9 protein-coding genes are annotated in these 14,012 nt (G+C 73.4%); 4 read left to right on the forward strand and 5 right to left on the reverse strand.

Annotated features, from left to right (window positions below):
- Window positions 1-60: 60 nt before the first annotated feature.
- The 3 genes from ACFYVJ_RS00095 to ACFYVJ_RS00105 all read right to left on the reverse strand — a co-directional run bounded on the left by ACFYVJ_RS00095 (window position 61) and on the right by ACFYVJ_RS00105 (window position 3,138).
- The gene (locus ACFYVJ_RS00095) at window positions 61-438 is read right to left on the reverse strand and encodes a nuclear transport factor 2 family protein (RefSeq protein WP_388884813.1); all 378 of its coding nucleotides are present in this window, start codon (window positions 436-438) and stop codon (window positions 61-63) included.
- A 95-nt stretch (window positions 439-533) separates the two neighbouring features.
- Window positions 534-2,159 (reverse strand): alkaline phosphatase D family protein, encoded by a 1,626-nt coding sequence (locus ACFYVJ_RS00100; RefSeq protein ID WP_388886101.1) that lies wholly within the window; start codon window positions 2,157-2,159, stop codon window positions 534-536.
- A 310-nt stretch (window positions 2,160-2,469) separates the two neighbouring features.
- Window positions 2,470-3,138 carry a TetR/AcrR family transcriptional regulator gene (locus ACFYVJ_RS00105; protein WP_388884815.1) on the reverse strand — a complete coding sequence of 223 codons (669 nt, stop codon included), beginning with the start codon at window positions 3,136-3,138 and terminating at the stop codon, window positions 2,470-2,472.
- Window positions 3,139-3,306: 168 nt separating this feature from the next.
- Between ACFYVJ_RS00105 and ACFYVJ_RS00110 the strand changes: the two genes are divergently transcribed.
- From ACFYVJ_RS00110 to ACFYVJ_RS00125, 4 genes are all read left to right on the forward strand, one after another.
- Window positions 3,307-5,619 (forward strand): MMPL family transporter, encoded by a 2,313-nt coding sequence (locus ACFYVJ_RS00110; RefSeq protein WP_388884817.1) that lies wholly within the window; start codon window positions 3,307-3,309, stop codon window positions 5,617-5,619.
- Window positions 5,620-5,750: 131 nt separating this feature from the next.
- Window positions 5,751-7,934: a molybdopterin oxidoreductase family protein gene (locus tag ACFYVJ_RS00115; RefSeq protein WP_388884819.1), complete on the forward strand. Its 2,184-nt coding sequence runs from the start codon at window positions 5,751-5,753 to the stop codon at window positions 7,932-7,934.
- 110 nt (window positions 7,935-8,044) lie between these two features.
- Window positions 8,045-9,403 carry an FAD-dependent oxidoreductase gene (locus tag ACFYVJ_RS00120; protein ID WP_388884821.1) on the forward strand — a complete coding sequence of 453 codons (1,359 nt, stop codon included), beginning with the start codon at window positions 8,045-8,047 and terminating at the stop codon, window positions 9,401-9,403.
- Window positions 9,400-10,608 carry an NAD(P)/FAD-dependent oxidoreductase gene (locus tag ACFYVJ_RS00125; RefSeq protein ID WP_388884823.1) on the forward strand — a complete coding sequence of 403 codons (1,209 nt, stop codon included), beginning with the start codon at window positions 9,400-9,402 and terminating at the stop codon, window positions 10,606-10,608. Before ACFYVJ_RS00120 ends, ACFYVJ_RS00125 begins: the two co-directional genes overlap by 4 nt.
- On the opposite strand, the gene ACFYVJ_RS00130 is transcribed toward ACFYVJ_RS00125, so the two are convergent.
- Both ACFYVJ_RS00130 and ACFYVJ_RS00135 read right to left on the reverse strand, forming a co-directional pair.
- The gene (locus ACFYVJ_RS00130) at window positions 10,601-11,326 is read right to left on the reverse strand and encodes a hypothetical protein (protein ID WP_388884825.1); all 726 of its coding nucleotides are present in this window, start codon (window positions 11,324-11,326) and stop codon (window positions 10,601-10,603) included. The genes ACFYVJ_RS00125 and ACFYVJ_RS00130 overlap by 8 nt on opposite strands.
- A 177-nt stretch (window positions 11,327-11,503) precedes the next feature.
- Entirely contained in the window at window positions 11,504-13,771 is a 2,268-nt protein-coding gene (locus ACFYVJ_RS00135; protein WP_388884827.1) for a glycosyl hydrolase, read from the reverse strand.
- Between the last annotated feature and the right edge of the window lie 241 nt (window positions 13,772-14,012).

The following is a 14,012-nucleotide window of genomic DNA, read 5'->3' on the forward strand; positions in this document are numbered from 1 at the left end:
GCCACTGGGCGGCGAGGAACAAGGTCGACCGGTCGAGGCCCGCCTCTGCCCACCGATGACTCAGGAGGCGAACGGCTCGATCTCCCCCGCGAAGACGATGACCTGGTCGATGAGGCTCCGCCGCATGTGGACGACGTCCGTTCCCGCCAGCCGGGGGCCTCCGTCCGGCGTGGTGAAGACCCACTGGTACCGGGCCCACTCGTCAGGCATGTCCACCGCCGAGCAGCGCACCATCGTGCCGGTCCCCGCCGGGTGGCGCCGGATGTCCAGCACGAACCGCTCGACCGCCCCGATTCCTTCGCTGCGGCCCAACGGCCCCCAGAAGACCACGTCCGAGGTCAGGGCCTGGGAGAGCAGGGCAGTCACATAGCTCTCGTCCGAGGCGTTGAACGCGGAGATGAACGTGTCGATCGCGGAGCGTGCGGCCTTTTCCTCCATACCCCAGTAATACCAGCCGTTTCGCATGCGCTGACGAGGGAGCGGCCGGCACCGACGAGAGGTGCCGGTGCCGGCGCCGGCGCCGTGCACCCGGGTCAGTGCTGGTCGTCGTCTACGTCGTAGTGGCGCTGGGACAGGCGCATCGGGCGGGGCGGCTCCGGGGTGCTCGCCACGGTGACGCCCGGGCGGCCCGCCTCGACGACGAACTCCGCCGACGTGGTCGCCGTCGTGCCCTCCGGGCGCCAGACGGTGTCGACGGTGCGCAGCGAGGCGGTCATCCGCTCGCGGGTCACGTCGCACAGCACGTACGCGCGGCGGTTGTCGATGTACTTCCAGTGCGGGCTCTCCGCCATGATCGGGTCGTACGTCCGGTGGAAGGCCACCGGGTCGCTGTCCCCGCCCGAGGAGATCGACGAGCCGGTCAGCTCGGCGCCGACCACGGGGCTCGCCGGGTCGTCGAAGTCGGGCTTGAGGTCGCAGACCCAGGTGGAGTGGCGGTCGCCGGTGAGGACCACGGGGTTCTGCGTACGGCCCGAGCCGAAGAACTCCAGCAGGCGGCGGCGCTGGGCGCGGTAGCCGTCCCAGTTGTCGAAGTCGAAGACCTGCTCGGCGCCCGCCCTGCGGTCGTTCTGGGCCCACATGAGCTGGTTGGCCAGCAGGTTCCAGCGGGCGCCGGAGCGCTCCATGCCGCGGACGAGCCAGCGCTCCTGGGCGGCGCCGGTCATGGAGCGGGCCGGGTCCCCGGCCTGTTCGAGGGTGGTGATCTGGTCGCTGCGGTACTGGCGGGTGTCCAGGACGTGCACGGTGGCGAGGCTGCCGTAGCGCAGCGAGCGGTAGAGCTGCATGTCCAGGCCGTCGGGCATCGAGGCGCGGCGCAGCGGCATGTGCTCCCAGTACGCCTGGAAGGCGGCGACGCGGCGGGCGCGGAAGGACTCCGGGGTCTGCTTGTCGGGGTCCTGGGGGATCTCGTCGGCCCAGTTGTTGTCGATCTCGTGGTCGTCGAGGGTGACGATCCAGGGGGCGTGCGCGTGCGCTGCCTGCAGGTGCGGGTCGCCGCGGTACTGGGCGTGGCGGTTGCGGTAGTCGGCGAGGCTGTACGGCTCGTCGGTGCCCTCGTGCTTGCGGACGGTGGTGTCGCGGGGGACGGACTCGTAGATGTAGTCGCCGAGGAAGGCGATGAAGTCGACGTCCTCCTGCGCCGCGTGGTGCCAGGCGGTGAAGTAGCCGTCCTGCCAGTTCTGGCAGCTCGCGAAGAGGAAGCGCAGGTTGCGTACGCGGGCGTCGGTGGCGGGGGCGGTACGGGTGCGGCCCGCCGGGGAGGTCTCGCGGCCGGCGCGGAAGCGGTACCAGTACTCGCGGTCGGGCGCCAGGCCGTGCACCTCGACGTGGACCGAGTGGCCCTGCTCGGGGCGGGCGAGGGCGGCGCCGCTCTTGCGTATCCGGCTGAAGGAAGGGGAGTCGGACACCTGCCACTGCACCGGGACGGGGCGGGCCGGCATGCCGCCGCCGGCGAGCGGTTCCGGCGCCAGCCGGGTCCAGAGCACGACCCCGTCGGGCAGCGGGTCGCCGGAGGTGACGCCGAGGGTGAAGAGCCCGGCGGGCAACCCGTCTGCGGTGCCGCTGCGTTCGGCGGCGGTGGCGGTGGAGGGGGCGAGGAGGGCCGGGGCGCCGGCGGCGGCGCCGAGGGTGCCGAGGGCGAGGGCGCCGCCGGTGCCGAGCACACTGCGGCGGTCCGGATTCGAGCGAGAACTCACGGATTCTTCCTTCTTGTGTGGGAAGTTGCCTGAGAACTCGCATGACCATGACAGCGCGAGAAGAAGACGCGTGGAAGCGGCGGCTACGGCCCGGTGGGCACCGCTTGAAGGATGGGAGACGGGAGCCGGGCGCGGGTGGCGGAACGCCCGGACGGCGGGTCGCGGGCTGACGGGTGGCGGGGTTCCGGCCTCCGGACTCCGGGTGCCGGGCTCGGGCACCCGGTGCCGGGTTCCGGGTGCCGTGCGAACGCCCAGGTGGGCGGCGGGCGTTGCCCCGTCAGGCCGGCGGCGGGGGTGCGGCGAGTGCGTCGACCTCCGCCGCGTACAGCTCCGCGGGGTCGAACCCCATGCCCCTGAAGTGGCCCGCCAGTTCCAGCGACAGCACCCCGTGCAGCCGGGTCCAGGCGGTCAGCGCCCGGTGCAGGACGGCGGGCGGTGCGGGGTGGCCGCGGGCCCAGTCGCGGTGGGTCGCCAGGTGCCCGGAGAAGGGTGTCTCCGCGGGCCCGTACGGCATCGCGGCACAGGCGTTGAGCACCGTGCCCATGATCTCGGCGGAGATCGCGGTGATGTCGTCGGGGGCGTGGTAGCCGGGGATGGGCGTGCCGTAGATGAGCAGGTAGCGCTGCGGGTCGGCCAGCGCCCACGTACGCAGGGCGGCCGCGAGGGCACGGAGGTCAGGGGCGCCGTCGCCGGCCGCGGCGGTGCGCGTCGCGTCGGCCATGCTCTGGTACGCGTCCCTGATCAGCTCGGTGATCAGCTCGTCGCGGTTGGCGAAGTAGCGGTAGAGCGCGGGGCCGCTCATTCCCATCTGCTTGGCGATCGCGTTGAGGGAGAGCGCGGAGGCGCCCGCCGTGCCGATCTGGTCCCACGCGTGCTCCTTGACCTCCGCGCGCACCTGGGCGCGGTAGCGCTCGCGGGGGGTCGTCGAGTCCGTCTTCGCGGCCATGGCCTGCCCTCACCCCTTACAGCTTCAAGGTCTCGTTAGAAGGTATCACTCTTCCCGTTGACTCCGGCCTTTCGCGAGCGTTATAACTTCTCACTAAAGGAACGGCCTATACGAATCGGGAGACCGTCATGTCAGCCACCACCCACACCACCGAGGGGCGGTAGACCGATGCTGTCGCGCATTGCCGAGCTCGCCATCCGCCGCGCCCGCCCGCTGCTCGTCCTCGCCGCGCTCGCGGTCGCCGCCATGGCCGTCGCCGGCCTCGGCGCCTTCGGCAAGCTCAGCGGCGGCGGGTTCAGCGACCCGGACGCGCCGTCCAGCCGCGCCGAGCGGGTCATCGACGAGGAGTTCGGCGGCGACACGAACCTCGTCCTGCTCATCGACGCGGAGCGCGGCGGGCCCGGCTCCCCCGCCGCCGCCGAGCGCGGCCGGCAGCTCGCCGAGGGGCTGCGCGCGGAGGAGACCGTCTCCCACGTGGTGTCGTACTGGGACCGCGACGACGAGGCCCTGAAGTCCCGCGACGGCGACCAGGCCCTCGTCCTCGCCCACGTCGAGGGCGGCGACCGGCACGAGGGCGAGAACGCCGAGGCGCTGATGGCGAAGTACACCGGCGAGCGGGACGGCGTCTCCGTACGCGCCGGCGGCAGCGCCGCCGTGAACAGCGACATGGCGACGCAGGTCGCGGAGGACCTCGCCCTCGCCGAGGCGGTCGCCATCCCGGTCACCCTCGTGCTGCTGCTGGTCGCCTTCGGCAGCCTGGTCGCGGCCCTGCTGCCGCTCGTCATCGGCCTGATCGCGATCCTCGGCACCCTCGCCGAGCTGTACGTGCTCGGCAGCGTCACGGACGTCTCCGTCCTCTCCGTCAACCTCACCACCGCGCTCGGCCTCGGGCTGAGCATCGACTACGGCCTGCTCCTCGTCTCCCGCTTCCGCGAGCAGTTGGCGGCCGGCGACTCCGTACCCGACGCCGTCCGCCGCACCGTCACCACCGCGGGTCGCACCATCGCCTTCTCCTCCGCGGCCGTCGTCGCCGCCCTGGCCGCGATGCTGCTGTTCCCGCTGGTCTCGCTGCGCTCGTTCGCGTACGCCGGGATCGGGGTGGTGGCGATCGCCGCGGTCAGCTCGCTGCTCGTCATCCCCGCGCTGCTCGCCGTCCTGGGCCACCGCGTCAACAAGGGCCGCATCCCCGGCACCCGCGCCGCCCACCGCGCCGACTCCCCGCTGTGGGGCCGGATCGCGGGCGCCGTGATGCGCCGGCCGGTGCTGGCCTCCCTGCCCGTGCTCGCCGTGCTGCTGCTCGCCGCGAGCCCGCTGCTGGGCGTCGGCTTCGGCACCCCCGACGAGCGGGTGCTGCCCGGGAGCGCGCAGAGCCGCCAGGTCACCGCGGAGCTGCGGGCCGGGTTCGCCGCCGACGAGGAGGCCGCGGTGCAGATCGTCACCACCGGGCCGGTCGCGGACGGCGCGCTCGGTGCGTACGCGAGCGACCTCTCCCGGCTCGAAGGGGTGCGCCAGGTCGACGCCGCCACCGGCAGCTACGCCGACGGCAGCCACACCGCGCCGGGACCGGCCGCCGACGCCCTCGCCGCCCCGGATGCGCAGCGGCTCACCCTCGTACACGACCTGACCCCTGCGTCGGACGCCGCGCAGGACCTCGTACGCGACATCCGCGCCGTCGACCCGCCCGCGGGCGCGGACGCGCTCGTCGGCGGCGGCGACGCCCGGCTCGTGGACTCCAAGGACGCCATCGCCGACGCGCTGCCCGTGGCCCTGGCCTGGATCCTCGGCACCACGTTCGTGCTGCTCTTCCTCTTCACCGGCAGCGTGATCCAGCCCCTGCGGGCCCTGGTCCTCAACGCGGTCAGCCTCATGGCCACCATGGGCGCGCTGGTCTGGATCTTCCAGGACGGCCACCTCAGCGGCCTGCTGGGCTTCACCGCCCAGCCGATGGAGACCGGCACGGTGGTGCTGATGTTCTGCGTCGTCTTCGGCCTCTCCATGGACTACGAGGTCTTCCTCACCAGCCGCGTCAAGGAGCTGCACGACGCCGGCGCGACGCCCGCCGAGGCGGTCACGAAGGGGCTCGCGGGCACCGGCCGGATCGTCACGATGGCCGCCGGGCTGCTGGCCGTCAGCTTCTTCGCCTTCGTCACCAGCGGCGTCAGCTTCATCCAGATGTTCGGGCTGGGCAGCGGGCTGGCGATCCTGGTGGACGCGGTGGTGGTACGGGGCGTGCTCGTACCGGCGGCGATGCGGCTGCTCGGCCGCTGGGCCTGGTACGCACCGGCGGCGCTGCGCAGGCTGCACGCGAAGGTCGGGCTGAGCGAGGGCCCGCGGGCCGCGGAGGCCGCGCGGGGCGCGGAGTCCACCGGGGCTCCGGAGTCCGGCGAGGCTCCAGAGTCCACCGGGGCTCCGGCGTCCGTCGAGGTTCCGGAGTCCCCGCAGGTCCACGACGTGGAGGAGCGGGAGCCGGCGGGCGCGTAGCGCCCGGAATGCCCGACCTCACGCGGCGGGTGCGGGAGTTGACAGCTATCTGCCAATTCCCGCCCCGCCCGCGGCGGGTCATGATGCCCGTACGGCTCCGACGTCGGTGACGCCTGAAGTGGGGTATCCGGATGAGCAGTGGCTCCTCGCCCGCACCGTCCTCGCCGACCCCGCTCCCGCCACCCGGTTCCGCCGTACCCACGCACTGCCCGTACTGCGCGCTGCAGTGCGGCACCCGCCTGCGGCCCGGCGCCACCCCCGCGGAGCCGCTGCACGTCGAGCCGGACGCCGACTTCCCCGTCAACCAGGGCGGCCTGTGCCAGAAGGGCTGGACCGCCCCTGCCGTCCTGCGCGCCGCCGACCGGCTGCGCACCCCGCTCGTCCGCGACCGCACCGGCCGCCTGGCCCCCGCCGGCTGGGACGGGGCCCTGGACACGGTCGCCGCCCGGCTCGCGGAGATACGCGCCGCGCACGGCCCCGACTCCGTCGCCGTCTTCGGCGGCGGCGGGCTGACGAACGAGAAGGCGTACCTGCTCGGCAAGTTCGCGCGCGTGGCCCTCGGCACCCGGATGATCGACTACAACGGCAGGTTCTGCATGTCGTCCGCCGCGGCGGCCGGCGTCGCGGCCTTCGGCCTGGACCGCGGGCTGCCGTTCCCCGTCACCGACCTCGGCGAGGCCGACACCGTCCTCCTCGCCGGCGCCAACCCGGCCGAGACCATGCCCCCGTTGATGCGCCACCTCAACAAGGCCGGCGCCCTCGTCGTCATCGACCCGCGCCGCACCGCCACCGCCGAGCGCGCCGCGCTCCACCTGGCCCCCGCCCCCGGCACCGACCTCGCGCTCGCGCTCGGGCTGCTGCACATCGCCGTCACCGAGGGGCGGCACGACGAGGAGTACGTCTCCGCCCGTACCGTCGGCTTCCGCGCCGCGTGGCGGCGGGCGGCGGGCTGGTGGCCGGAGCGCGTGGAGCTGGTGACCGGCGTGCCGGCCGACGCGCAGCGGGAGGCGGTGCGGCTGCTGAGCGAGGCGCGGCGCGCGTACGTCCTCAGCGGGCGCGGCGCCGAGCAGCACAGCAAGGGCACGGACACGGTGGCGGCGTTCGTCAACTTCGCGCTGGCGCTGGGGCTGCCGGGGCGGCCGGGCTCCGGGTACGGGTGCCTGACCGGGCAGGGCAACGGGCAGGGGGGCCGCGAACACGGGCAGAAGGCCGACCAGTTGCCCGGCTACCGGCACATCACCGACCCCGGGGCACGGGCACACGTCGCGGGGGTGTGGGGCGTGCCACCGGAGAGCCTGCCGGGTCCCGGGCTGAGCGCGGCGGAGCTGCTGAACGCGCTGGGCACGGCGGACGGGCCCCGGGCGCTGCTGGTGTTCGGCTCGAACCCGGTGGTCTCGGCGCCGGACGCCGACCGGGTCCAGCGCCGGCTGGCGGAGCTGGACCTGCTGGTCGTCGCGGACTTCGTACCGTCGGAGACCGCGGCGATGGCGGACGTCGTGCTGCCGGTGACCCAGTGGGCCGAGGAGGAGGGCACGCTCACCAACCTGGAGGGCCGCGTCCTGCGCCGCCACCGCGCGCTCACTCCCCCGCCGGGCGTACGCACCGACCTGGCCGTGCTCCACGAACTCGCCGTCCGCCTCGGCGAGCCGCCCGACCGCTTCCCGGCAGAACCGCGCCGCGTCTTCGACGAGCTGCGCCGCGCGTCCGGCGGCGGTACGGCCGACTACGGCGGCGTCAGCTACGACCGTCTGGACGCGGGCGAAGCGCTGCACTGGCCCTGCCCCGCCACCCCCGAAGGCTCCCCGCCGCACCCCGGCACCCCGCGGCTGTTCCTCGACCGCTTCGCCCACCCGGACGGCAAGGCGCGCTTCCAGGACGTCGACCACCGCGAGCCGGCCGACACACGCGACGACCGCTACCCGCTGTGGGCTACGACGGGCAGGCAGCTCGCGCACTACCAGTCGGGCGCGCAGACCCGCAGGGTGCCGGAGCTGGTACGGGCCGCGCCGGAGGCGACGGTGGAGATCCACCCGGACACGGCGGCGCGGGCGGGGCTCGCGGAGGGCGAGCTGGCGCGGGTGCGCTCGCCGCGCGGCGCGGTGCTGGCGCGGGTGCGGCTGGTGGCGACGCTGCGTACGGACACGGTGTTCCTGCCGTTCCACTTCCCGGGCCACGGGCGGGCGAACCTGCTGACGGGGACGGCGCTCGACCCGCGCAGCCGGATGCCGGAGTTCAAGGTGAGCGCGGTGAGCGTGGAGCCGGTTGAGCTGCCGGAGCGGGTGCGGGAGCCGGCGGTGCGGGGCGCGGCGGGATGAGGCGCAGGGGAACGCGGACGGGGCGGCGGAGGCGCCGGGCGGCGGGCACGCGATCCAGGGCGGAGGCGGGCCCGTTCGGCACCGGCGGGAGTCCGCCGGCTTCCCGCGTCGTGATCGTCGGCGGCGGCCCCGTGGGCCACCGGGTCGCCGAACGCCTGCGCCACCACGGGCACGAGGGACCCGTCACCCTCCTCGACGCCGAACCCGGCCCCGCGTACCACCGCGTCCTCCTCCCCGCCCTCCTCGACGGCAGCCTCACCGCCGCCGACCTCCGGCTGCCGGACCTCCCGGACGTGACCGTCCGCCACGGGGTCTCCGCGGCCGGCATCGACCGCCGCCTGCGGCAGGTGCGTACGACGGAACACGACCGGCTCCCGTACGACACCCTCGTGCTGGCCACCGGCGCCCGCCCGCACCTCCCGCCCGTCCCGGGCCTGCGGCACGCGTCGGGCTGGCCGATCGACGGGGTCACCGGGCTGCGTTCGCGCACGGACTGCGCCCGCGTGCGCGGCGACGAGATCGTCGTCCTCGGCGGCGGCCCGCTGGGCGTGGAGACCGCGGCGGCGCTGCGCCGCGCGGGCCGCCGGGTGACGCTGGTGCACCCGGGCCCGTACCCGCTGGACGACCGCCTCGACGCGGAGGCGGGCGGGCTGCTGACCCGGCATCTGACCGGGCTGGGCGTCGGGTTGGAGCTGGGCCGGGTGGCCGCCGGGGTGCAGCCGGGGAAGCTCTCGCTCGATGACGAATGGCTGCTGGCCTGGGACACCCTCCTGTGCTGCACGGGCGTGCGCCCCCGCACGGGACTCGCGGAGGCGGCGGGTCTGGCGGTACGTACCGGGGTGCTGGTCGACGCCGCGGGCCGCACGAGCGACCCGGCGATCCGCGCGGTCGGCGACTGCACGGAGCCGGCGGGTTCGCTGTACGACGGGTGGGAGCAGGCGGAGGCGGTGGCGAGATCGCTGACGGGCGCATCGGTACCGGGCGGGAGGACCGCCCGCCGCCCGGTGTTCCGGCTGCGGGTGCCGGGGCTGACGCTGGGGGTGCTGGGCGACGGGCGGGGCGGCGCGGGGGACGAGATCGTCACGTACCGCGACCCGGCCCGCGGCCGCTACGCCCGGCTGGCGCTGGACACCGCGGGCCGCCTGCGAGCGGCCGTCCTGACGGGCCTCCCCCAGGCCCTGGCCACCCTCACCCAGCTCTACACCACGGACGCCCCCCTCCCCGAAAGCCGCCTGGCCCTCCTCCTCGGCCGCCCCGCCCCGCGCACAGGCCCCCTGCCGGAACTGCCGCCGGAGGCGGTGGTGTGCCGGTGCAACAACGTGACGAAGGGGGCGCTGGCGGAGTCGTGGGAGGCGGGCGCGCGGACGGCGGAGGCGCTGGCGGAGGCGACGAGGGCGACGACGGGGTGCGGTTCGTGCGAGGACGACATCAGGGGTCTGTGCCGGGAGTTCGCGGGAAGCACGGCATGAACCGCCTGGTGGTCATCGGCTACGGAATGACGGCACACCGCCTGGTGGCGGAGCTGCGCACCCGGGACCGCCGGGGCCTTTGGCAGATCGTGGTGCTGGGCGAGGAGCGGCACGGGGCGTACAACCGCATAGGGCTGACGGACAGATTGAGGGGCGCAGAGGAAGCGCGACTGATGCTGGGAACCCAGAACGCCCCGGGACTCCAGGTCCGCACGCACACAAGAGCAACGGCTGTGGACAGACCGGCACGAGAGGTGGTGACGGCGGAGGGCGAGCGCCTGCCGTACGACGCCCTGGTGCTGGCGACGGGAGCTGTGCCCGCCCGACCGCCGCTGCCGGGGGCGGAACTGAGGGGCTGTTACGTCTACCGGACGCTGGACGACGTCAACGCGATCCGCAGGGCGGCGGAGACCGCGCCGGGAAAGAGGGCGGTCATCGTGGGCGGGGGCCTCCTGGGCCTGGAGACGGCGGAAGCCCTCCGCCGCCACCTGGGCGTACGCCCGCACGTGGTGGAGGCGGCCCGGCACCTGATGCCGGCGCAACTGGACCTGGCGGCGGCGGAGATGCTGGCAACGGGCCTGAGCGAAAGAGGCATCCACCTCCACCCGGGGCGGGCACTCAAGTCCATCGACGCGGGTCCGGACGGTGCGGCGACGGGGGTGACCCTGACGGACGAGACCCGCATCAGGGCGGACCTGGTGGTCTTCACCGCGGGCACCCGCCCCCGCGACGACCTGGCGACGGCCGCGGACCTGCCCAGGGGCGAGAGGGGCGGCTGCCTGGTGGACGACGACTGCCGCACCACGGACCCGGCGATCTGGGCGATAGGCGACTGCGCGGCGATCAACGGGCGCCGCACGGGCACGGTGGCCCCCGGCTACCACATGGCGGCCACAGTCGCCGGCCACCTCACCGGCAACCCCACCCCGCCACCGCCGCTGTCCCCGGCGGAACCGTCAACGGTGCTGAAACTCCCGGGCGTAGACGTAGCCAGCATGGGCAACCCCCACCCCGCGGGGAACGCCACTATAGAACTCACCTACACCCACGCGACCCCCACCCCGCGCTACGCCAAACTCATCCTGGACCCGGAAGCCAACACCCTCCAGGCCGCCATCCTCCTGGGCCACCCGTCGGCGTACCCCCGCCTCCACGCCCTGATAGGCCAGGAACTCCCGGCCCCCGCAGAACAACTCCTCACCTGACCCGCTGTTCCTGCGCCTCGGCCAGCCGCTCGACCTGCTTTTTGATCAGGTCCGCCGGAAACGGCGTGGTGTGCCCCAGGTCGTACCTCAGGAAGGTCGCGATCACGTCACCGACCCGCACCACGGTGAACTGCGACACCCGCTCTCGCGGGTCTTTGGGATGATCCATCGGAATCATCTCCAGAAAGGTCACCGCCTCGTCGCCGAACCCGGCGGTCGACTTTTCTTCGATCCTTGCCCGGTAATCTCCGCCGTAGCTCTCACCCTCGTAGGATTCGCAGCGGTCAAGCGCCTCCCGGAGACGATCGAACTCACTCTCCGCCCGTCCTGCCGGGTAAGCGGCGATAACCGAATCACCAGCGAAGATGTCGTCCTTCCAGTTGAAGAGCTGCGACACTCCGGCAGATGCACTCTCGCCGCTGCGGATTTCATTAACGAATTGACAGTAGGGATCCGACACGGGCGGAAATTCACTCTCCCCCTCCTCTGCCGCGAACTCCGTTACCTCCATGCCCCCTTCGGACGCCTGCGGCACCTCGCCGTCCTTGAAGGTAAGCGCCTTGAGCTCAGCGGACGTCAGAGGCTCCGGCACGCGCTCCGCCGCCTTACTCGCCCGCGGCTTCCTTTCTTCGGGTTCGGCGTCCTGCGGTGCCGAACAGCCGGAGAGCAAAGCGAGGCCGACGCTCAACGCGCCGGCCACGGGCACCAGGTACCGCATACTGAAGCCCCACCCCTGTGACAACGAACGTAACGCTGCAACAACCTAGCGTTGTCGTCACCTCTGGACTAGACCTTCTCGGGTAGATAACCCGATAGTTACGGACAAGGTGCGCCCCGCGCCGTCCCGCGGGGTCGGGGTTCGGGGCGGCGCGGGGCACGGGTGGAGGGCGGTGGGTCAGCCTGTTTCGGTGGCGGAGGAGCGGGCCGGGACCCTCAGGGTCTTGCCGTCGGAGAAGGTCACCGTCTGGTCCGTGGCGCCGTAGTTGTGCGCCGCGTACGTCTTCGTGGCGCCCGTCGCGAAGACCGCCGCCGTCGGGCTGTCCGCCGTCACCGCGGTGTCCGGCGCGCCTGTCGCCGCCAGGGTGTGGATCCAGTGGTAGACGTGCGCCCACGACTCGCCGGCTTCCGGCGCGTACGTGCCGCCGCCGCCCGCCGCGTACGCCTGGCGCGCCGCGGCCGGGTCGCTCAGGGCCTGGAACTCCCAGAGGAGTTCGCGCCATTCGACCGCCGGGCCGCCGTTCTCGCGTTCCATCTCCGCGAGGTTGCGGTCGATCGCCGTCTTGTCGCGGGCGAGGTGCAGCGAGGCGCCGGTGACCGGGAGGACGTTGATGCCGTGGATCTCCTCCGGGTTGCCCGTCCACCACGTGGCGTGCGCGCCGCCCGCGCTCCACACCATCCCCAGCGTGTTGTGCTGGAAGTCCGCCGGGAAGGCGTCCTCGTCGGCGTCGAACCAGTAGTTGCGTACCGCCTCCGACTCCGTCGTCAGCAGGTACACGCCGAGGTCGCGCAGTTCGGTGTCGCCCGTCGCGGCGCCGAACATGATCAGGCCGGCGCTGAGGTTGACCGACTCCGACGACGCCTCCTGGTTGTTGCCGGCCGCGAAGCCCGCGTGGCCCGCGGCCCAACTGTGGCCGGCGTAGACGTCGAAGCCGCGCAGGAACGGGTAGCGGTCGCCGTCGCGGGCCGGGTTGGCGGCGTCGGCGATCAGTTCGCGGACCATGCCGCCCCAGGCGGAGTCCGCGGCCCAGGCGGGGTCGTACTGGGCGACGACGGCGGCGGCCATCACGTAGTAGCCGTAGTGGAAGTGATGGTCGTTCAGCTCGGTGTCGCTGCCGTACGAGGCCGGGTAGCCGGTGAGCGTCTTCCACACCGCGTCGTACGAGAACTCCGTCTCGCCGCCCGCCGTGAACCACTCCTCCAGCCGCGCCTTCATCACCCCGAGGATCTTGTCCCGCGCCGCGGTCGCGTCCACCTGGTCCGCGAGCGGCACGACCTGGGCGAGGCGGCCGAGGGCCTTGCCCGTCCAGTACGTGTCCGCGCGGCCGATCGAGGCGGTGTCCGCGACCTCGTTCACGAAGGCCGCCAGCCGCCCCCGGTCCACCCCGCCCGACTCCGGCAGCGCGGGCAGGACCCCCGTCACGTCCTGGGACGTGGTGAAGGAGGCACCCTCGCGGACCTTCATCGTGCCGCGCGGCGAGACGTATTCGTACGCCGTGAGCTGGTCGGAGGTGTGCTTCCACTGGTGCGGGTAGAGCGCCTGGAGGGTGCCGGTCTCGGTGCCTTCGCGGGCCTCGGTCTCCAGGGTGTACGTGGCGTTCATGCGGCCCTGGCCCTGCGCGTAGTCCCAGTCGACGCGGGAGCCGGTGACGAAGCTGAAGGCGTAGCGGCTGAAGGTCTCGAAGGCGCCCGGGTCGGGCAGCACGGCGACGGAGTAGTAGTCCTTGCCGCCGAGGTCGGCGCTGAGGGTGCTGCCGGAGACGGTCCAGTCGCTGCCGGTGGGGGCGAAGAGCGCGTAGTGCTTGCCGCCGACGGTGATGCCGAGGGCGTTGCCGTCGTCGGCGAAGACCTGGGGCGCGGCGGCGGCGGTGATCTGCGCGGCGCCGCCGGTGGCCTCGGCGTAGACGTACGGGCTGCCGTGGCCGATGGTGGCGCGCAGGGTGCGGCCGCCGCCGGCCCAGTAGGGGCTGACGGTCCAGTCGGACCAGCCGTCCGCCCGGGCATCGGGCGAGTTGAGGCCGGCGACGCCGAGGGTGAGGTCGGCCTTGTGCTGGAACTCGTACTGCACGCCGCCGCCGACGACGACGTGCTCGGTGGCGTACCCGACCTCGAGACCGCCGGACACGGCGCGGTAGCTGAGGGGGTGGCCGAACATGGGCAGGGAGTACGGGTTGTCGGCGGCCCGCTGGAAGGCGAGCGACGACCACCAGTCGTTGGTCGGTACGGGCCGGTCCGCGACCCGCTCGGTCACCTTCGGCGCCACCGGCTGCCCGGCGTTGTCGACGGGTCCCGAGGTGCCGGGCGGCCGGGTGTCGGAGTAACTCCCCCGTCCGACCGGTATCTCCGCGGCGGCCGCCGGCCCGGCGGGCAGTGCGGTCCCGGCGGCGACGGTGGCGGCGGCGGTGAGGGCCAGGAGGATGCGTCTGTGCTTCTGCTGTGGTCCCACGAGCTGCGTACCTCGCAATGAGTGGGGGACAAAGGAGGGTGAGAGCGCTCTCAGAGGGGCGTGGCAGAACCTAGAGCCGCCCGAAACCGCTGTCAACACCTCTCGTCAGGACTCAACCCGACGTCCACTCACCCGCGTTCAGTTCCCGAACGCACCCCGGATTGGCCCGAATCGGGCGCATGGAGTCCGACCGTAGAGCCCCTCCCCCGTGAGGAAGGTGGAATCATCGACGCTCAGGGGC

This window comes from Streptomyces sp. NPDC004134 (genome assembly GCF_042874195.1).
GTDB lineage: Bacteria > Actinomycetota > Actinomycetes > Streptomycetales > Streptomycetaceae > Streptomyces.